This is a genomic window from Novosphingobium sp. SG707 (assembly GCF_012275515.1).
GTDB lineage: Bacteria > Pseudomonadota > Alphaproteobacteria > Sphingomonadales > Sphingomonadaceae > Novosphingobium.
The window spans coordinates 910,035-928,970 of record NZ_JAAZQL010000001.1 but is presented as its reverse complement, the minus strand read 5'-3'; the positions used below and the strand labels follow the sequence as shown (position 1 = coordinate 928,970).

The 18,936-nt window shown below is 64.4% G+C and carries 21 protein-coding genes; 10 read left to right on the top strand and 11 right to left on the bottom strand.

Annotated elements, in window-relative coordinates:
- Nucleotides 1–191 precede the first annotated feature (191 nt).
- The 4 genes from FHW92_RS03725 to FHW92_RS03710 are packed head-to-tail and all read left to right on the top strand — an operon-like array spanning nucleotide 192 to nucleotide 2,708.
- Nucleotides 192–953 carry a DUF4198 domain-containing protein gene (locus FHW92_RS03725; RefSeq protein WP_246869882.1) on the top strand — a complete coding sequence of 254 codons (762 nt, stop codon included), beginning with the start codon at nucleotides 192–194 and terminating at the stop codon, nucleotides 951–953.
- A gap of 25 nt (nucleotides 954–978) precedes the next feature.
- Nucleotides 979–1,380 carry a hypothetical protein gene (locus FHW92_RS03720; protein ID WP_210428346.1) on the top strand — a complete coding sequence of 134 codons (402 nt, stop codon included), beginning with the start codon at nucleotides 979–981 and terminating at the stop codon, nucleotides 1,378–1,380.
- 12 nt (nucleotides 1,381–1,392) lie between these two features.
- Nucleotides 1,393–2,109 (top strand): HupE/UreJ family protein, encoded by a 717-nt coding sequence (locus FHW92_RS03715; protein WP_168601844.1) that lies wholly within the window; start codon nucleotides 1,393–1,395, stop codon nucleotides 2,107–2,109.
- Nucleotides 2,109–2,708: a hypothetical protein gene (locus FHW92_RS03710; RefSeq protein WP_246869881.1), complete on the top strand. Its 600-nt coding sequence runs from the start codon at nucleotides 2,109–2,111 to the stop codon at nucleotides 2,706–2,708. The genes FHW92_RS03715 and FHW92_RS03710 overlap by 1 nt, the downstream gene beginning before the upstream one ends.
- Nucleotides 2,709–2,762: 54 nt before the next feature.
- On the opposite strand, the gene FHW92_RS03705 is transcribed toward FHW92_RS03710, so the two are convergent.
- Nucleotides 2,763–3,041: a 4a-hydroxytetrahydrobiopterin dehydratase gene (locus tag FHW92_RS03705; protein WP_168601842.1), complete on the bottom strand. Its 279-nt coding sequence runs from the start codon at nucleotides 3,039–3,041 to the stop codon at nucleotides 2,763–2,765.
- Nucleotides 3,041–3,922 (bottom strand): phenylalanine 4-monooxygenase, encoded by an 882-nt coding sequence (gene phhA / locus FHW92_RS03700; protein WP_168601841.1) that lies wholly within the window; start codon nucleotides 3,920–3,922, stop codon nucleotides 3,041–3,043. The genes FHW92_RS03705 and phhA overlap by 1 nt, the downstream gene beginning before the upstream one ends.
- A 79-nt stretch (nucleotides 3,923–4,001) precedes the next feature.
- Between phhA and FHW92_RS03695 the strand changes: the two genes are divergently transcribed.
- Entirely contained in the window at nucleotides 4,002–4,490 is a 489-nt protein-coding gene (locus FHW92_RS03695) for an Lrp/AsnC family transcriptional regulator (RefSeq protein ID WP_168601840.1), read from the top strand.
- Nucleotides 4,491–4,494: 4 nt separating this feature from the next.
- A complete protein-coding gene (locus FHW92_RS03690; RefSeq protein ID WP_168602126.1) occupies nucleotides 4,495–5,808 on the top strand; it encodes an MATE family efflux transporter in 1,314 nt (437 codons plus the stop codon).
- A gap of 7 nt (nucleotides 5,809–5,815) precedes the next feature.
- On the opposite strand, the gene FHW92_RS03685 is transcribed toward FHW92_RS03690, so the two are convergent.
- Nucleotides 5,816–5,962 carry a hypothetical protein gene (locus FHW92_RS03685; RefSeq protein WP_168601839.1) on the bottom strand — a complete coding sequence of 49 codons (147 nt, stop codon included), beginning with the start codon at nucleotides 5,960–5,962 and terminating at the stop codon, nucleotides 5,816–5,818.
- A 103-nt stretch (nucleotides 5,963–6,065) separates the two neighbouring features.
- Here FHW92_RS03685 and FHW92_RS03680 point away from each other — a divergent pair, with 103 nt between their 5' ends.
- Both FHW92_RS03680 and FHW92_RS03675 read left to right on the top strand, forming a co-directional pair.
- Entirely contained in the window at nucleotides 6,066–6,968 is a 903-nt protein-coding gene (locus FHW92_RS03680) for a LysR substrate-binding domain-containing protein (RefSeq protein ID WP_168601838.1), read from the top strand.
- A gap of 32 nt (nucleotides 6,969–7,000) precedes the next feature.
- The gene (locus FHW92_RS03675; RefSeq protein ID WP_168601837.1) at nucleotides 7,001–8,236 is read left to right on the top strand and encodes a VOC family protein; all 1,236 of its coding nucleotides are present in this window, start codon (nucleotides 7,001–7,003) and stop codon (nucleotides 8,234–8,236) included.
- On the opposite strand, the gene FHW92_RS03670 is transcribed toward FHW92_RS03675, so the two are convergent.
- From FHW92_RS03670 to FHW92_RS03650, 5 genes are read right to left on the bottom strand one after another with little or no spacing between them, the layout of a single operon-like run.
- A complete protein-coding gene (locus FHW92_RS03670) occupies nucleotides 8,233–9,432 on the bottom strand; it encodes a hydrolase (protein WP_168601836.1) in 1,200 nt (399 codons plus the stop codon). The two genes, FHW92_RS03675 and FHW92_RS03670, sit on opposite strands and share 4 nt — an antisense overlap.
- Complete coding sequence (astD, locus tag FHW92_RS03665; RefSeq protein ID WP_168601835.1) at nucleotides 9,429–10,832, bottom strand: succinylglutamate-semialdehyde dehydrogenase; 1,404 nt, start codon at nucleotides 10,830–10,832, stop codon at nucleotides 9,429–9,431. Before astD ends, FHW92_RS03670 begins: the two co-directional genes overlap by 4 nt.
- Before the next feature lies 1 nt (nucleotide 10,833).
- The gene (locus tag FHW92_RS03660; RefSeq protein WP_168601834.1) at nucleotides 10,834–11,769 is read right to left on the bottom strand and encodes an arginine N-succinyltransferase; all 936 of its coding nucleotides are present in this window, start codon (nucleotides 11,767–11,769) and stop codon (nucleotides 10,834–10,836) included.
- Nucleotides 11,766–13,058 carry an N-succinylarginine dihydrolase gene (locus tag FHW92_RS03655; protein ID WP_168601833.1) on the bottom strand — a complete coding sequence of 431 codons (1,293 nt, stop codon included), beginning with the start codon at nucleotides 13,056–13,058 and terminating at the stop codon, nucleotides 11,766–11,768. Before FHW92_RS03655 ends, FHW92_RS03660 begins: the two co-directional genes overlap by 4 nt.
- A gap of 18 nt (nucleotides 13,059–13,076) precedes the next feature.
- Nucleotides 13,077–14,090: an arginine N-succinyltransferase gene (locus tag FHW92_RS03650; protein ID WP_168601832.1), complete on the bottom strand. Its 1,014-nt coding sequence runs from the start codon at nucleotides 14,088–14,090 to the stop codon at nucleotides 13,077–13,079.
- Between the two features lie 242 nt (nucleotides 14,091–14,332).
- Here FHW92_RS03650 and FHW92_RS03645 point away from each other — a divergent pair, with 242 nt between their 5' ends.
- Complete coding sequence (locus tag FHW92_RS03645; protein ID WP_349237639.1) at nucleotides 14,333–15,364, top strand: nucleoside hydrolase; 1,032 nt, start codon at nucleotides 14,333–14,335, stop codon at nucleotides 15,362–15,364.
- On the opposite strand, the gene FHW92_RS03640 is transcribed toward FHW92_RS03645, so the two are convergent.
- Nucleotides 15,361–15,915: a TetR family transcriptional regulator gene (locus FHW92_RS03640; protein WP_168601831.1), complete on the bottom strand. Its 555-nt coding sequence runs from the start codon at nucleotides 15,913–15,915 to the stop codon at nucleotides 15,361–15,363. The genes FHW92_RS03645 and FHW92_RS03640 overlap by 4 nt on opposite strands.
- 69 nt (nucleotides 15,916–15,984) lie before the next feature.
- On the opposite strand from FHW92_RS03640, the gene FHW92_RS03635 reads away from it, so the two are divergent.
- Nucleotides 15,985–17,037 (top strand): aromatic ring-hydroxylating dioxygenase subunit alpha, encoded by a 1,053-nt coding sequence (locus tag FHW92_RS03635; RefSeq protein WP_168601830.1) that lies wholly within the window; start codon nucleotides 15,985–15,987, stop codon nucleotides 17,035–17,037.
- 3 nt (nucleotides 17,038–17,040) lie between these two features.
- On the opposite strand, the gene FHW92_RS03630 is transcribed toward FHW92_RS03635, so the two are convergent.
- The gene (locus FHW92_RS03630; RefSeq protein WP_168601829.1) at nucleotides 17,041–18,051 is read right to left on the bottom strand and encodes a class 1 fructose-bisphosphatase; all 1,011 of its coding nucleotides are present in this window, start codon (nucleotides 18,049–18,051) and stop codon (nucleotides 17,041–17,043) included.
- Nucleotides 18,051–18,935: a shikimate 5-dehydrogenase gene (locus FHW92_RS03625; RefSeq protein WP_168601828.1), complete on the bottom strand. Its 885-nt coding sequence runs from the start codon at nucleotides 18,933–18,935 to the stop codon at nucleotides 18,051–18,053. The genes FHW92_RS03630 and FHW92_RS03625 overlap by 1 nt, the downstream gene beginning before the upstream one ends.
- Between the last annotated feature and the right edge of the window lies 1 nt (nucleotide 18,936).

The window sequence follows — 18,936 nt, the reverse complement described above, 5'->3', positions numbered from 1 at the left end:
CATCCGCCTTTCGCGGGCCGGATTCGGGGCGGTTTGGCGTCGGCTATATATGCCGCGCCGCATGGCAAATTTGTGACCGCATTCCGTGGCGCGCGCAAATTCGGCAGCCGGCCCGCAAAACTGTCCATAAGCTGTCCATACCAACGGGCGAAAAGGGCCCGAAACTGCCGCAAAACGGGGAGTTCGTGACAATGATTACCTCTCGCAAAATGCCGGGTCGCAAGCTCCTGTTCGGGGTGGGGCTGATGGTGGGATTGACCGCGCTGGCCCCGGTGGCCGATGCCCATGGCATCTGGTTTGCGCAACGCGCGCGGCAACTGGCGCTGGTCTATGGGGTGGGGGCCGATGATCTGGATGCGGTCAAGCGTCTGCCGCTGATCAATGCGGTCAAGGGGTTTGATGCGCAGGGTCTGCCGGTCAAGGTTTCCTTGCGCACCGCGGGCATTGTGCCGGTGGTCGACAGTGACGAACCCGTCGCCATTGTGGCCGCCGCCATGGACTATGGCCTGTGGACCAAGACGCCCGATGGCGAATGGCACAACAAGGGCCGCGACGAAGTGCCCAATGCCACGCTGGCCGAGCATAATTGGAAATATGCCGTCCATCTGACGCAGATGCCGACCAAGCCCGTGCCGCTGATCGAGGGGCATACGTTGCAGCTCGTCCCCGCGACCACCACCATCCCGCAGAAGATGGGCGAACCTTTCACCGTGCGGGCCATGTATAAGGGCAAGCCGATAGCGGGCGCGACGATCATGTCCGATTACGTCAACGATCCCGATGAGGCGGGCGTCAAGACCGGCCCCGACGGCACGGCCACGATACGCTTACGCAATCAGGGTATCAATGTGATCATGGCGATCTATGTCGGCCCGGCCGATGATGCGAAGAAGGCCGATCACAGCGAATATCGCTCCTCGCTCTCTTTCGTCCTGCCCCACGCGCCGGAATAATCCCTTTCAGTCAGGAGTTTTCATCATGACGAAGAAATTCTTTGCCGCTGCTTTTGCTCTTGCCGCCCTTCCCGGTATCGCCATCCCCGGTATCGCCATCCCCGGCATCGCCATCGCCCATGGCAGCATGAAGCCCCAGCATGGCGGGCAGGTGCAGATGCAGGGCGAAACGCTGGTCGAGCTGGTTTCCACGCCCAAGGGCGTCGACGTTTACCTGACCGAGGAGGATGAGCCGGTGATGGCGGCCAATTACACCGCCAAACTGACCCAGACCGCAGGCACGGCCAAGACCGAGGCCAAGCTGGTTCCGGCAGGCGCCAACAAGCTGAGCGCCGCAGGTTTCAAGCCCGCGAAAGGCGCCAAGCTGGTCGTCGCCCTGGTCGACAAATCGGGGGCCAAGATTTTCGCCAGTTTTCAGGCGAATTAAAGGCGGGGCATCATGAAAAGCGTGATCCATTCCTCACCGGTGAGACGGGTCACGCTCCCGCTCACCGGGCTGATGCTGGCCGCCCTGGCTTCGTCCGCGATGGCCCATGGCGTCAACGAGAATGACAAGGCGTTTATCGAGGGGGCCTCGGGCGTCAACATCATTCCTTACATGTATCTGGGCGCCAAACATATGGTGACTGGCTATGACCATCTGCTGTTTTTGGCCGGGGTGATCTTCTTTCTCTATCGGCTGAAGGATGTGGCGGCCTATGTCACGCTGTTTGCGCTGGGGCACAGCACGACGCTGCTGCTGGGCGTGATGCTGGATATTCGCGCCAATCCGTTCCTGATCGATGCGATCATCGGATTGTCGGTGGTGTACAAGGCCATCGACAATCTCAACGGTTTCCGCACATGGTTCGGCTTTGCCCCCAATCCCAAGGCGGCGGTGCTGATCTTCGGCTTCTTTCACGGCTTTGGTTTGGCCACAAAGCTTCAGGAGCTGACTCTGGCGCGCGACGGCATGTTCGCCAATCTGGTCAGTTTCAACATCGGGGTGGAAATGGGCCAGTTCATGGCGCTGACCGTCATCCTGCTGCTGATGAATCTCTGGCGCTTGAGCGACAGTTTCCGGCGGAGCGCTATTCTCGCCAATGCCGCGCTGATGACGGCGGGCTTTGTTCTGATCGGTTACCAGTTGACCGGCTATTTCGCAAAAGGGGCCTGATGATGACGACGATGATCGAACCTGCCGCCATCCGCCCTTCGCCCTCGGGTCTTGCCAAGGCCACACTGGGCGCGGGCATCGCGGCGGCGGCCATTCTTACGCTGTTCGTGCTGCCCGCCGAATATAATATCGATCCGACCGGGGCGGGGGCGGCGCTGGGGCTGAAGGGCATGGTGGCCGGCGCTCCGGAAAAGCCCGCATCTGCGCCTGCCGATGCGGCGGTATCGGCCACGCCCACCCGCCAGACCATCGAGCGAGCCACCCCATGGCGGCAGGATGAAATGACCATCACCCTGCCCCCGCACAGCGGGCAGGAAATCAAGGCCCATATGGCCAAGGGCGACAGTTTCGTCTTTCGCTGGACCGCAACCGGCGGCCCGGTAAAGGCCGAAATGCATGGTGAGGTCGAACATGCCGCAGAAGGGCAGTTCACCGATTACTGGAAGGAACTGGCCAGCACCGGCGGGCAGGGCGATTTCACCGCCCCCTTTGAAGGCCGCCATGGCTGGTATTTCCGCAACAAGGGCGAGGTTCCGGTCAAGATCACGGTCAGGACCGAGGGCTTTTACAAGGATCTGTTCCAGCCCCACGGCGAGTGACGGCGATATGGCGTGCGCCCGGATGCCCCCTGCGCCGGGCGCGCGCCTTGCCGTTCAGATCACGCCGTTGATCCACCCGGCCAGATCCACATCGCGGCGGGAAACCCCGCCCGCATCATGCGTGGTCAGCCAGATGTCGAGCCGGTTATAGACATTGGTCCATTCGGGATGGTGGTCGCGCTTTTCCGCCTCAACCCCGATCCGCACCATCAGCGCCAGAGCCTGCGGGAAATCCTTGAGGATGATGCGGCGGTGGATCGCCTTGCGCGCCGCATCATAGCTCCAGCCCGGCAGATCTGTCAGGGCGTCAAGAATGGCTTGCTCGGTCATCATCATGCGTTGTGCTTTCCGGCTGAAAGGGCTTTGGCATGGGCATAATCCTGCGTGCCGCGATGGTCGACCCGGTCGCTGTCCAGAACATCGGCCGCGCCAATATCATTCGCCCCCTGCAAGGCGCGGTAGAGCGGGGCGAAATCATTTTCGACCGTCTGGCGCAACAGGTCCTCGAAACTGTCGATCACGAAATAGGTCTGCTGGAAATCATCGATGCGGTAAAGCGTGCGCATCACGCGCCGCAGGTCGAAAGCAATCCGATTGGGCGAGGGATCATCGAGAGCGAAGATCGATTCGCTGAAAGAAGAAACAATGCCCGCGCCATAGATCTGCAGCCCGTCGGCCCCGCGCAGCAGCCCGAATTCCACCGTGTACCAATAGAGCCGCGCCAACCTCTCAATCGCGCCGAGTTCTCCGGCCCTTTGCCCGCCCCGGCCATAGGCCTCCATGTAATCGGCAAAGACCGGGTTGGCGAGCAGGGGGACATGGCCAAAGACATCGTGGAAAATATCGGGTTCTTCCAGATAGTCGATCTGTTCGGGCGTGCGGATAAAGCGCCCGGCCACGAAACGCCGATTGGCCAGATGGTCGAAAAACACCGCATCGGGCACCAGCCCCGGCACCGCGACCACCTGCCATCCGGTTGCATCCATCAACCGGGCGTTGAGTTCGGCAAAATCGGGAATACCCGGCTTCGACAGGCGCAGAATGTCCAGCCCTTCGAGAAAGGCCGGCGCCACCCGCCCCGGCAGCAGCCGCGTCTGGCGCTCGAACAGGTGGTCCCACATGGCATGTTCGTCCGCGCTGTACCTTTCCCAATCCTGCGGAATGGTCCAGTCCGGGGCGGCCTCCGGGGGCCTGACGGTGGTATAATGCGTCATGGTGAGACTATCTCACGAACCTGGCTTGATTGTGTTTCAAAATCCCGGCATTTTGCCAAAATTCTGAAACAGAAATCCTATGGAGCGATTATTCGTGAAACAGGAATATCGCCTTGATCCCATCGACCTGCGAATCGTCAACGCGCTGCAACAGGATGGCGCGCTCAGCCATGCCGAACTGGGCGAGCGCGTCGGCACCTCGGCGGCCTCATGCTGGCGCCGGATCAAGGCGCTGGAGGCGGCGGGCATCCTGACCGCGACGGTACGGCTGGTCGATCCGCACAAGATCGGGCGCGGGGTCAATGTGTTCTGCAACATCCGCGTGCGCCATCATGCGCAGGAAGGGCGCAGACCCTTCGAGGAGTTCGTGCGCGTTCGGCCCGAGGTGGTCGAATGTTTCTCCATGTCGGGCGAGTGGGATTATCTGCTGCGCATTGTCGTGGCCGATGTGGCCGATTACGAGAGTTTTCTGATGCATACCTTGCTCGAACATCCCGCCGTGGGGGCGGCATCCTCGCATTTCGCGCTCTCGATGACGAAATATACGACGGCGCTGCCCCTTGGCTGACGGGATGGACATCACCAGACGCGCCATTTTCGCGCAGGCCTGGCCGATCATTCTGGGGCAGGCGCTGGTCCCGCTGGTCAGCGTGGTCGATGTCGCGGTCATCGGTCGGCTCAGCGACGGGCGCAATCTGGGCGGGGTGGCGCTGGGCGCGACGATCCTCAATCTTGTTTTCTGGAGCTTCGGCTTTCTGCGCATGGGCGTGACCGGCATCACCGCGCAGGCCAAAGGGGCGCGGGACGATCAGGAAGTCTGCGCCACCATCCTGCGTTCTCTGGCGCTCGGGCTCGGGTTGGGGATAATGCTGTTGGTGCTTTCGCCGGTGATCGTGCCGGTCGGTCTGAGGTTGATGTCCGCCCCGGCAGGCGTGGGCGATGCGGCGCATGATTTTCTGACCATGCGGTTTTGGGGCGCCCCGGCGGCGCTGGGTTTCTATGCGATCAATGGCTGGCTGCTGGGCCTCGGCCGGACGCGACTGGCGCTGGGCGTGCAGGCGGTGATGAACGGGGTGAACATCGGCCTCGATCTGCTCTTTGTCGGCGCACTGGGCATGGGCGCGCGTGGCGTGGGGCTGGGCACGACGCTGGCCGAGTGGAGCGCCTTGGCGGGCGGCATCGTGGCCATCGCCCTCGTGCTGGGGCCGGACTGGCGCGGGCAATTGCGGGCGATCGGGCGAGCGCGGCTGCTTGATATGGCGGCGGTGCGGCGGCTGGTCGTGGTCAATGCCGATATTATGGTGCGCACACTGGCCCTGCTGGCGATCTTTACATGGTTCACCCGATCGGCCGCCGCGCTGGGGCCGGTGCCGCTGGCGGCCAATCATGTGTTGATGCAGATGGTCAGCATCAGCGCCTTCGTCCTCGACGGTTTCGCCTTTACCGCCGAGGCTCGGGTGGGAGCGGCCATCGGGGCGCGTTCGCGCGCCACGCTGCTGCGCGCGATCCGTCTGACCGGGGAGTTTTCTCTGGGCGGAGGGCTGTTGTTTTCGCTCGCCATTCTTCTGGTGGGCGGCGATGCCATCGCCTTCCTCACCCATGATGCTTCGATCCGGGCGCTGGCCAATGCCATGCTGCCCTATTGCGCGGCGGTTCCTCTGGTGGGCGTGGCCAGTTGGCTGCTGGACGGCATTTTTATCGGCGCGATTGCCGGGGCGACCTTGCGCAATGCGGCGGTGGTCGCCCTTGGCCTCTATCTGCTCACCGATTTTGCCTTAAAGCCGCTGGGTGATGCGGGGATATGGCTCGCGCTTCTGGCCAGTTATGCCTATCGGGCGCTGGCGCTTGGTCTGGCAGTGCCCGCGCTGCTGCGGCGCAGCCTATAAGTCTGATCTATGGGCGCGGGCTGTCCCATGGGCTGGCATAGGCGATGCGGACATGGACGGAGGACACGCGCAGCATAGCCAGCCACAGGCTCTGCAAAGGGAGCAAGGAGAAGGAATTTCCCCGGTCTGAGCAGGGGAGGGATGCAGGTTGCATGGGCGTGTGTCCTTGGAGAATGTGATGCCGATGTGCCATTCGTGGCGCTTTCAGGCCAACCAAATGATCGACAGACATCATTAGCTGTGCTTATGATGCGCCCATGCGCAAGATCCCCCCTCTCGCCGCCGTCCGCGTGTTTGAAGCGGCCGCGCGGCACGAAAATTTCACCGCCGCCGCGCGCGAACTGGGCATGACGCAGGCCGCCGTCAGCCATCAGATCCGCCTGATAGAAACCTATCTGGGCCAGCAGGTGTTTCGGCGCGAGCGCCAGCGCGTGGTCCTGACCGATGCGGCGCGGCGCGTCGCCTCGCGGATCGGCAAGGGGCTGGACATGATCGAGGCCGGTTTTGCCGAAATGCGCGTCGATGATGACAGCACGCTGACGATTTCGACGACGCCCACCTTTGCCAATGCGTGGCTGGCATGGCGGATCGGGCGGTTTCAGATGCGCTATCCCGATATGGCCGTCCGCCTGCTGATGCAGGAAGGGCTGGCCGATCTGTCGGGCGACGGGGTGGATGTGGCGGTGCGGCTGGGGCACGGCTCATGGCCTGATCTTGCCGCGCACCGCCTGATCGAACAGGACTTTACGCCCATGTGCAGCCCCGGCTTTCTGGCCGATCAGGGCGGCCATATCCGCCCCGAGGATCTGCTGCGCCTGCCGCTAATCAGCCCGCATGATCCGTCATGGACCTGCTGGCTTCAGCAGGCCGGGCTGATGCAGGTGGGCGAACCCGCCCTGCAGGGCGTGCGCATGGATTCGCAGGCGAATGAGGGCCATGCCGCGATGGCCGGACAGGGCGTGGCCATGCTGACCCCATTTTTCTGGCATCAGGACATGTCGGACCGCCGGTTGGTGAAACTTTTTCCGCAGGTGTCCAGTCTGGGCGCGGCCTATTGGCTCGTCTATCCCGAACATCGCCGCCGAACGCCCAAAATCCGCCGGTTCCGAGAATGGCTGCAGGCCGAGATCGGGGTGGGTGCCAAGCCTGTGCAAGCCTGATATAGAGGCCGGGAAAAGGGAGAGAAACCCATATGTCCACCGGCTTTGTCGATGCCAGCGCCATTCGCGACCGCTTCTGCGCGGCGCTTTCCGCCATGTATCGCGCCGAGGTCCCGCTCTATGGCGATCTTCTGGCTATCGTGGCGCAGGTCAATGCGCAGGCAGGCGCGGCGGCGCCCGCGCGGGTGGAAATCGAAAGGCATGGCGCGATCCGCGTCGGCACCGCCGCCGAATTGGCGATGATGGGGCGGGCGTTTGCCGTCATGGGCATGGAGCCGGTGGGCTATTACGATCTGGCCCCCGCCGGGGTGCCGGTGCATTCGACCGCCTTTCGCCCGGTTGCCGAGGATGCGCTGGAGCGCAATCCGTTCCGCGTGTTCTGCTCGCTGCTGCGGCTTGAACTGATCGCCGATCCCGCATTGCGGGATGAGGCAGCGGCCTTGCTGGCGGCGCGGCAGATCTTCCGCCCCGAAACACTGGCGCTGATTGCGCGCCATGAAGAACAGGGCGGCTTGGATGAGGCTCAGGCCGACGCCTTTGTCGCGGGCCTGCTCGAAACCTTCCGCTGGCATGAGGATACGCTGGTTGATCGCGCCACCTATGACCGGCTGGTGGCCAGCCATCGTCTGGTGGCCGATGTGGTGGCTTTTCGCGGGCCGCATATCAACCATCTGACCCCGCGCACGCTGGATATTGACGCCGCGCAGGCTGCGATGAAGGCGCGGGGGCTGGACATCAAGGATGTGATCGAGGGGCCGCCGCCGCGCGCCATCCCCATCCTCCTGCGCCAGACCAGTTTCAAGGCGCTGACCGAAAGTGTGCGCTTTGCCGGGGCCGAGGGCGCGCCCGGCCGCCATACCGCGCGCTTTGGCGAGATCGAGCAACGCGGCGCGGCGCTCACCCCCAAGGGCCGCGCGCTCTATGACCGCTTGCTGGCGCAGGCGCAGGACGGCCCGGCAGACATGCCTTATGAGCTAAGGCTGGCACGGGCTTTTGCGGATTTTCCCGATGATATGGAAGCCTTGGTCGATCAGGCATTGATCTATGCCCGCCGCGTGGCGGCTCCTGATGGCTCGGTGACGCTGGAGCCGCTGACTTATGAGGATTTCCTGCCGGTTAGCGCGGCGGGCATATTCCAATCCAATCTGGGCGCGCAGCAGCATGAGGCCTATGGCGAGCAGGGCGCGCAGGCGGCCTTCGAGGCGGCGCTGGGGCGGCCGGTGCTCGATCCTTTCGCGCTCTATGCCGCCATGGCGGACCGGCCCTAGAGGCCACCACGGGAAAGGCGGCACAGCACAAGCGCGCTCAGGGCGGCCCGCTCGGCCAGACTCTCGACAATCAGATATTCCTCCGCCGAATGGATCGCCCCTCCGCGCACGCCCATCGTGTCCACCACGGGCACCCCGCAGGCAGCGATATTGTTGCCATCGCAGACCCCGCCGCTGTCCTTCCACCCAATCTCCTGCCCCAGCAGCAGGCCGCAGGCGCGCACCAGTTCGAGCAGGTTTTGCCCCCGTGCATCAATGGGCTTGGGCGGACGGGCAAAGGCGCCATGGCGGTGGATATGCAGATCATGCGCGGCGGCCACCTGCGCGATGATGCGGTCGAGCGCTTCGGCGGCAAGGGCCTCGTCCTGCGGCGTTTGCGGACGGATATTGACGCGCAGCACGGCGTGATCGGGCACGACATTGTTCGGCCCGCCGCCCTCGATCCGCGCGCAATTGACCGACAGGCCCGGCCGCCCCAGCGCCGTCAGGCGCAGCGCCAGATCGGCCGCCGCCACCACGGCATTGCGCCCATCCTGCGGATTGCGTCCGGCATGGGCGCTGCGTCCGGCTACGATGATCGAAAAATTCCCGCTGCCCGGCCGCGCACCGGTCAAAGTGCCATCGGGCAAGGCGGATGGCTCATAGGTCAAGGCCGCCAGCTTGCCCGCCGCCGCCCGTGTCAGCAGCGGTGCCGATCCGGGCGAGCCGACCTCCTCATCGCTGTTGAACACGACCTGATAGCCAAGCTTCTCGCGTTCGGGCGAGGTTTCAAAGGCATGCAAGGCGGCGATCATTACGGCCAGCCCCCCCTTCATATCCGCCACGCCCGGCCCGTTGAGCACGTCAGGCGAGAGCCACCGGCAGGTCTGAAACGGATGATCCGCATCGAACACCGTGTCCATATGACCGGTCAGCAGGATCTGGACCGGGGCCTGCGGGCGCACGGTCAGCAGCAGGTTGCGGCCATGCGCCACCTCGCGTTCATGCCCCTGCGCGTCGATCCTTGTGACGGGCGCGGGGTCGAGCAAGGCGATCTGTCCGGGCAGCGGGGCGCAGGCATCGGCCAACTCGCCCCCCATCGCGGCAAGGCCCGCCAGATTGCCGCTGCCGCTGTTGATCGCGGCCCAGCGCAGGACCTGATCGAGCATGGGGGCAGCCATGGCCTGTTCAACAACGGCCCGTTCGGTCGGCGTCATGGCGTCATGCCCGGAATGGGCAGACCCTCGATGCGCGGCGCCTCGAAACTGGCGGCGGGAAAAGCGCAATAGTCGGCGGCATAGGCGGCGCTGGGGCGATGATTGCCCGATTCGCCCAATCCGCCAAAGGGCATGGCCGAGGCCGCCCCGGTGGTCGGGCGGTTCCAATTGACCACGCCTGCGCGGATTTCGGCGCTGAACCGGTCCCATAGCGCGGGATCCTGCGCGATCAGCCCGGCCGACAGGCCAAAGGCGGTGTTATTGGCCGCGGCCATGGCGGCGTCGAAATCGCCTACCCGGATGACCTGCAAAACGGGCGCAAATATCTCCTCATCCGGGGCGGCGATGCCGGTCACGTCTAGTACGGCGGCGCCCATGAAGGCCCCATTATCCCCGCGCGGCAAGGCCGGGGGCAGCAATATGCGCGCGCCTGCTGCGCTCAGAGCCTCCACCCCCCCCCGCGCCCGGTCCGCCGCCTGAGCCGAAATCAATGGCCCCATAAAACCCTCGCCCTCGTCCCACGCGCCCACGGGCAGGATTGCCGCCTGCGCCAGCACGGCGTCGAGCATCCGGTCCCCCTCGGCCCCGATCGGCAGGATCAGGCGGCGCGCGCAGGAGCAGCGCTGGCCCGTGGTGATAAAGGCGGAATGGCTGACCAGCGAGGCGACCGCCTCGGGATCGCCGTCCCATGCCACCAGCGGATTGTTGCCGCCCAGTTCCAGCGCCAGAATGACATGCGGCCGGTCGGCAAAGGCATGGCGGAAGGCGCGCCCCGCCTGCGCCGAACCGGTGAAGAGCAGGCCGTCAATGTCGCCCGCGATCAGCGCCGCGCCGGTCTCGCGCCTGCCCTGCACGATCTGGAACACGCCATCGGGCAGGCCCGCCTCCGTCCAGAGCGCGGCCATATGCGCGCCCACCGCCGGGGTTTCCTCCGATGGCTTGAACACCACCGCATTGCCCGCGATCAGCGCGGGCACGATATGGCCGTTGGGCAAATGGCCGGGGAAATTATACGGCCCCAGCACCGCCATCACCCCATGCGGCCTGTGGCGCAGGACAGACCGGCCAAAGGGCATAGCCTGTTCGCGCGTGCCAGCCCTTTCCGCCTGCGCGGCGATGGAGATTTCGACCTTGCCGATCATGGCGCTGACCTCGCCCCGGTTCTCCCATAATTGCTTGCCCGTCTCGCGCGAGATCAGGCGGGCGAAAGGTTCCATCCCTTCCTTGAGCAGGGCGGCAAAGCGGCGGGCGATGGCCAGACGCTCCTCCAGCGGGACGCGCGCCCAGCGCGGCGCGGCGGCACGGGCGCGGTCCAGCGCGGCGCGGCATTGCGCGGGGCCGTCCACGGGGCCTTGCCAGATGACCTCTCCGCTTGCCGGATCATAGGATTGCAGGGTCATCTCAGTCCTCCTTCCACACGCGGAAATCGCGCAACCGGCCCGCCGCGATCAGGCGGTGGGTGTCTTTCGTGGCGCGTATCGGCACGTCCGGGTCGATCAGTTCGCATTCGCGGATGGTGCGTATATGGTCGGTGCGGGCATGAACGGTGGGGCCAGCATCGAAAATATCGCAATAGCCGTCGTCGAGGAAATCCTCGGCCAGCAGCAGGCGATAGGCGGGCGCGGAACCTTCATGCGGACGGCCGATCACCGCGCGCGCCTCGGCGGGCAGCATCGAGGTGTAGATCGGATAGCGCGGCATCAGATCGGCGATGAACTGATTGCCATGCATGGCGTTAAACAGATCCGCTTCCAGCATGTCGCCGCCGAAGAAAGGTCCCGCCACCGCGTCCCAGAACGGGCTGGTGCGCCCCTCCATCCAGCCGCGCAATTCGGCCACCACCTGATCGCCGAAACGCTCGCGGTGCTGGGCAATGAAGAGGAAGCGGCTGCGCGCCAGCATCGCGCCCAGCCCATGCGCGCGGGCATCGGGATGCAGCAGCAGGCCCGCCACCTCGCTCGCCCCGTCAAAATCATTCACGAGATGGAGGACATGGGTGGAAAACATCCGGTCCAGCCCGCGCGAGACATGGGTGACGCGGGCGACCTTGTAGCTGTAGAACGGCCATTGCGCGCCGACGCGGGAAAAGATGCTGGCCGTGCCGATCACGCGGCCCGCGCCATCCTCCAGCACCAGCATGTAGAATTCATCCTGCGGCGCGGTGATGTCGGCCGCGATGGATCGCTCGCTCCATGCCAGACGTTCCGCCAGCGCTTCACGGTCCTGCGGCAGATTGGTCATGCCCCCGCCCGACAGGCCCGCCAGCGCGAACAGGGCGTCAAGATCCGACATGCGGGCCACGCGGATGAAGGGCTGGTTTGGGCGGGGAGAGATCATCGCAGCTCCTCCGGGCCAAAGCCGAGCAGGTCGAGCAGCGCCGCGCGTGCGATTTGGCATTGCCGCCAGAGATCGGGGCTGCCGATATCCTCGGGCGCGATGCGTTCGGGCCAATGGTGGGCGATCAGCGCGGCCAGCGCGTCGCATTTGGCCGGATCGAGCAGGAAGCGTTGATCGAGCGCGGCCAGTTCCTCCTGCGTCAACACGATGCGCAGCCGCAGGCAAGCCGGGCCGCCGCCATTGCGCATGGATTCGCGCAGAGGCATGAATTCCGCTTGGCTAATCGGCCCGTTCGCCTCCATCAGATGCTCCAGCCAGCGCGCCACAGGCGGTACGTCACGCGCTTCCTCCGGCAGGAGCAGCAGCATCCCGCCATCATGCAGCGTCACCAGTTGCGAGTTGAAGAGATAGGAACGGATCGCATCGTCCAGCGACACCAGATCGGCGGGCACCTCGATGATCTCCGCCTCGGGGAGGGCTTTGCGGATTTGGGCATAAAGGCTTTGCCGTTCAGCAAAGGCCTGTTCGTGGGTCAGCAGGACAGTTTCATTGGCCACGGCGACCACATCATTGTGAAACGCCCCCGCCGCAATGGCCGCATCGCTTTGCCGCGCGAGGATGGCGCGGCCGGGCGCCAGAGCGTGCCGCCGGACCAGAGCCTGCGATGCCATGCGATGCTGGCGCGCGGGAAAGCCGTTGACGGGCCCGGCGCCATGGACGAAGATTTCCAGCCCCGCCTCGCCATGACGGGGGCACAGGCGCATGTGATTGGCCGCGCCCTCGTCGCCGAAACAGGCGGGGAGAGGATCATGCAAAGCAACCTCGGGCAGGCCTGCGAAAAGCAGGCGCAACTGGCGGGCGGTCTGCTCCGCCTCGATGCTGCGATGGGGCATGGAGGAGAGATTGGCGATGGAAATATGGGTGCACCCATCGGCGGTGTCGGGCCGGGGTGAGACGGTGGCGGCATTGGCCGTCCACATGGCCGAGGCGGAAAAGGCATTGCGCAAGAGAGCAGGCTGGGCCTCCCACGCGGCGCGGCAGACCGCCATGTCATCGCCCGCAAAGCCCAGTTGCCGCAGCCAGTTCGCATCGGGGCGGTCATGGGGCAGCAGCAGCCCTTGCGCAAAGCCCAGCGCCATCATCCGCCGCATCTTGGCAAGGCCCTGCAGCGCAGCCTCGCGCGGGCTGGAGGTGGCGCCCGCATGGGTGGCCGAGGCGATATTGCCCAGCGACAGCCCCGCGTAATTGTGGCTGGGGCCGACCAGCCCGTCGAAATTCACCTCCAGCATCGCCTGCCTCCTGCCTCATCAATGGGGAATGTGGGTGAGCCTTTCGCCCGGCGTGGCGCGAATGGCCTCGGCTGCCGCAGTATCGAGGATGATGCCGCCCTCGGTCATCGCCACCCGGCCAAAGGCGGCGCGGAAACCGCCCAGCCTGCCGCGCGCCACAAGGCTTTGCTGGCCATCATTGTCCGCAATGGCGATCAGAGCATCCTGTCTTGCATAGCGGATCGTGGCGATATCATCAGTGGCGCAGATCATCGTGGGGCCGCCGTCGAACACGTCGATATAGTTGCGATAGGCAAAGCCTTCCTTTTCCAGCATCCGCTGCGCCGCGCGGCCCGAAGGATGCGCCACGCCCATCACGGCAATCGCGCTTTCGGGCATCATCGCGGTATAGATCGGATGTTTGGGCATCAGATCGGCAATGAATTGCGCGCCGTGCAGGGCCTTGAACTCATCGGCCTCGCGGAAGGACATGCCGAAGAAGCGGCCCGTCACTCCGTCCCAAAAGGGCGATATGCCGAAATCGTCGATCACCCCGCGCAATTCGGCCAGAGTGCGGTCAGCAAAGCGCGGGCGGTGCATCGCCATGAACAGATAGCGGCTGCGCGCCAGCAGCGATCCGGCCCCGGCGGATCTTTCAGTGGGGTGCAGGAACAGGCCGCCGACCTCGCTGCTGCCATTGTGGTCTGTCACCATGGTCAGCATTTCGCAGCGCATGGCCCGGCCGAATTCGCTGCTGTAATGGGTGAAGGCGTCGATGCGATAGCTGTAATGGGGCCGGTCCGCGCCGATGCAGGAGAAGATCTGGCATGTGCCGCGGACCTTGCCGGTTTGCGCGTTTTCCAGCACGAACATATAGCGATCATCGGCCAGAGCATCGGACATGCGGGCAAAGGAGGCCGCGGCAATTTCCAGCTTGCTGGCCAGCTTTGCCCTGTCGGCAGGCAGGTTGGTAAAGCCCCCGCCGGTGCTCTTGGCCATTTCATAGATCGCCGACAGATCGCTCTCGCTGGCGGCTCTCAGAACATGGGTCATCCTCAGGCTCTCCCGGTTGTTGCGGCGCGCCTGGCGGCCGCATGGGCGATGCGAAAGACCAGAATAAAAGCGAAATCCTCAAGACACAAAGCCAAAGATAGGGAGCCTTGTGCAAGGCTGCCGCATTCCATAGGCAAGACCTATGGATGCTTCAAAAATCCCTATTTTACATGATGCACCGATTGGCGAAAACGGCTTGTACCCACAGGGATGGGCGAGACAGAAAGCAGGGAGAAGGGAACGTGTCTTTGGCCATGGATCGCAGGTCGTTTGCCGCATCGGCCATCGCCGGGCTGGCAAGTCTGGCGGGTGCGCGCGCGCTGCAGGCCGGGCAGCCGATGCTGGCGCGGGTCATTCTGGACAATGATTTTGCCGGCGATCCCGACGGGCTGTTTCAATTGGCGCATCATGTGCTGTGCCGCGCTGTCACCATCCCGCTGATCATCGGATCGCATTTGCCCGGACATTTTTCCAGCGGCCATGATGCGCGCGATGCTGCGGATCGTGCGCGCGAGGTGCTGGCGATCATGGGGCTGGACAAGGTGCATTCTCCCATCGCCGGGTCCGAAACGCCCATCGCCTCGCGCGCCTCATGGAAGCCGAGCAAGGCCAGCGAGGCCATCGTGCGCGAGGCCATGCGCGAGGATGCAAAGGAGCCGCTGCTCTATGCCGCCGGGGCCGGGCTGACCGAACTGGCGCTGGCGTGGCTGAGCGAGCCGAGGATCGGGCGGCGGATCAGGCTGATCTGGATCGGCGGCAACATGCACAAGGGCTTTGGTAATCCCGGCGCTAAACCCGACGAGCCGGAGTTCAATTTCTCGATCGATCCCGTGGCCGCACAGGTCATCTTCAACGAATCCGACATCGAGATCTGGCAGGTGCCCTCTGACGCCTATAGTCAGATGCTGTTTTCCAATGCCGAACTGGAAGAACTGGGCGCGAGCGGGCGGCTGGGCGCCTATTTGAAGGCCAGAGTGGACGCCATCCCGGAAATGTTTGCGAAAATTCCCGGCGTGCCTCCGGTCCCCGCCTCGGATGCCTATGTGCTGGGCGACAGTCCGCTGGTCACACTGACCGCGCTGGTTCCGCCGATGCAGCCGGATACGACCTCCTGCCGCTATGTCATGATGCCCACGCCGCGCCTGCTGGACAATGGCGCCTATGCCGAAAGGGCAGGGGCAAGGCCGATGCGCGTCTATACCCAGATCGACGCCGGGTTGACTTTCCGCGACATGCTGGCCCGCTTTCGGATCGCGGCGCGCAAGGCGGGCTAGGCTAGACCGCGCACCAGAGCATCGAGGCCGGTTTCAAAGGTGGCGTCGAAATCCATCATCTGGCGCAGGAATTCGCGCATCGGGCCGTTGGCCTCAAAGGATTCCCAGCCCAGTGTGAAGGAAATCACCACGGCCTGACAGGCAAGGGCGCGCTTTTGGTCCAGACCCAGCGCGACGAGCGGCGCGGCAATGCCCTCAGCATGGCTGGCGGGTTCGCCGGACAGCGCCGGGCTGGCCGCCGCGCAGAGCCGCGCGCCATCGCGATGAGCGGCGAAACTGCGCCGCAGGGCGCGGCCGAACTGGCCCAGCCATGTCTGCCAGTCATCCACCTGCGGCACGGCGGCATAGGCGGCGGCATAGATAGCGCCCGCCATCAGGCCCAGCAGTTCGGCCTTGTCGCTGAAATGCCAGTAGAGCGCCGGGGCCTGCACCCCCACCCGCGTGGCAAGGCGGCGCATGCTCAGGCCCTCAAGCCCGTCCTCCTCAAGCTGCGCAAAGGCGGCAGCGATCAATCGGTCGCGGTCGAGAAGGGCGGGAGCGGGGCGTGCCATAGGTTTTTGTTGACCACTTAACAGTGTTAAGTCAAGTTGCCGCTCGGAGAGAATAGCCAAGAGGCCACCATGACCTATGTTCGCAATGCCTGGTATGTCGCCGGATGGGAGCAGGATCTTGCCCCTGAAAAGCCCTTTGCCCTGACCATCCTTGGGGATCGCCTCGTTATCTGGCGCTCAGCCTCGGGCGCGGTCCACGGGCTGGAGGACAAATGCGTCCACCGCTTTGCCCCGCTCTCGCTGGGCCGGTGCGAGGGCGAGCATCTGCGCTGCATGTATCATGGCCTGCTGTTCGATGCCGGGGGCAAGGTGGCGCAAATTCCCGGCCAGGATCTGATCCCGGCCCGCGCCCGTGTGCGCGCCTATCCGGTGGTAGTCCGCCATAGCTGGATCTGGGTATGGATGGGCGATGTGCAAGCAGCGGACCCGGCGCTGATCCCGCCTGCGGTGGGCTTTGATGATCCCGACTATATTCTGGGATGCGGTTTCCTCGATTATCAGGCCGAGGCGCGGCTCATCAACGACAACCTGCTTGATTTCAGCCATTTGACCTATGTTCACGCCGCCAGCTTTGGCGCGGGGCCGGAGTTTGCCGCTTCGCAGCCCAAAGTCACCCCATTGGCGCGCGGCGTGCGGGTCGAACGCTGGCTGGAAAACACCCATGGCAGCGGCAATCGCAAGTCCGAGCAATTGATCGACGGCTGGTCCAGCTATGATTTCCTGCTGCCCGGCGTACTGCTGATGTGGAGCGCGAATTATCCGGCGGGTACGGCAAAGCGTTTGAACTATGCCCCGCCGCCGATGGAGGAGGCCATTGCGGGCCTCAATTTCACCAGCCAGGCGGTGACCCCGCTGACCGACAAGACCTCGCGCTATTTCTTCTCATGGGGCCCGCATCGCAAATTCGGCGATGAGGCGATGCGCGATCACATGATGGGCATCGCAAGCATGGCCTTTGCCGAGGACAAGGCGATGATCGAGGCCCAGCAAAAAGTGATCGACACCACCCCGGCGCAGGATGTGATGCCCACCGCCCATGATCGCGGCGTGACGCTGTTCAACCGGCTGGTGGAAAAGCTCGCCGATGCCGCGACCATAGAGCGCCGGGAAGCGGTGGGCTGAAGCTCAGCCCGTGATGGCCTTCACCTCATCCGGATCGCCCATCAGCACGCCGATGCGTTGATGCAGGCCGGTGGGGGCCACATCCATGATCCGCCCCGCGCCGTCGCTGGCGCTGCCACCGGCCTGCTCGATCAGGAAGCTCATCGGATTGGCTTCATAAAGCAGGCGCAGGCGCGCCTTGCCGGCGGCGCGGTGGTCGGACGGATAGAGGAACACCCCGCCGCGCTTCAATATGCGATGCACATCGGCCACCATCGAGGCGGTCCAGCGCATGTTGTAATCCACCCCGCACGGCCCTTCGGCGCCAAGGATGCGTTCCTCGACATAGCGGGCCACAGCGGGCGACCATTGGCGGCGGCGGGCCATGTTGATGGCAAATTCCCTATTGCCCGCCGGGATCTGCATCGGCCCGTCGGTCATCCGCCATGAACCCACCTCGCGGTCGAGCATGAATTCATAGACCCCCGTGCCGATGGTCAGCACCAGCAGCGTTTGCGGGCCATAAAGCGCATAGCCCGCGGCCACCTGATCGCGGCCCGGCTGCAGGAAATCTTCCTCTGTCACATCGCGCCCGGCGCAGCCTTCGGGCGCGCGCAGGACGGAAAAGATCGTGCCCACCGAGAGATCGACATCAATATTGCTCGACCCGTCAATCGGATCGAACAGCAGCAGATATTCGCCCTTGGGATAGCGGTTGGGGATGCGATGGATCGTCTCCATCTCCTCCGACGCCATCGCGGCCAGATGCCCACCCCATTCATTGGCATCGAGCAGCAGATCATTGGCGATCACGTCCAGCTTCTTCTGCACCTCGCCCTGCACATTTTCGCTGCCCAGCGCGCCCAGCACATCGCCCAGCGCGCCTCGGGAAATGGCGTGGCCCACCGCCTTGCAGGCCCGCGCCACCGTTTCGATCAACAGGCGCAATTCGGCGGGACACGGGTGTTCGGGCAGGCGCTGCTGCTCGATCAGAAAGCGTGAAAGCGTGATGGGTTGAACATGATCGCCTGCCATTATTGTGCCTTTCCCTGCGCCATCGCGCTCATCAATGCGCCCACCTGCGGCCCATGGGCAAAACTGGCGGCATCGGCGATGGCCGCCGCATCGGGCCGGATGCCGGTATAGAGCACGAATTGCTCGACCGCCTGAAGCACGATTACCTCCGCTCCGGAAATGACTGTTTTGCCTGCGGTCTCGGCGGCGCGGATAAAGGGTGTGCGGGCGGGCTGGGCCACGACGTCAAAGGCGACCTGGCAATCCGCGATAAAGTCCAGCGGATAGGCGAGTGCTTCAGCATCCGCGCCCTCCATGCCCAGCGGCGTGACATTGACCAGCATCGCCGCCCCGGCCTCAGGCAGATCTGCCCGCCAGCCATAGCCATATTGCACAGCCAGAGCCTGCCCCGCCTGCGCATTGCGGGCGATGATCGTGCCATCGGCAAAACCGCTGTCACGCAACGCGGCGACCACCGCCTTGGCCATGCCCCCACTGCCGCGCAGCAGGAAGGGCATCGCCGGGTCGAGGCCTCGCGCCGCCGCCAGATCGCGCACGGCGGTGTAATCGGTGTTATGCCCGCTCAGAACGCCATCGTCATTGACGATCGTGTTGACGCTGTCGATGGCCGCTGCCGAGGCATCGATCGTGTCGAGCAGGGGAATGACATCCTCCTTGAACGGCATAGAGATCGCGCAGCCGCGAATGCCCAGCGCGCGAATGCCGCCGATGGCCGCAGGCAGATCGCGGGTGGAAAAGGATTTATAGACATAATCCAGACCCAGCAACTCATAGAGCCGGTTATGCAGCCGCGACCCGGCATTGCCGGGGCGGCCCGAGAGCGACATGCAAAGCTGTGTGTCGCGTCCGATAGGGGGCTTGGCGATGGGGGGCTTGGTGGGCATG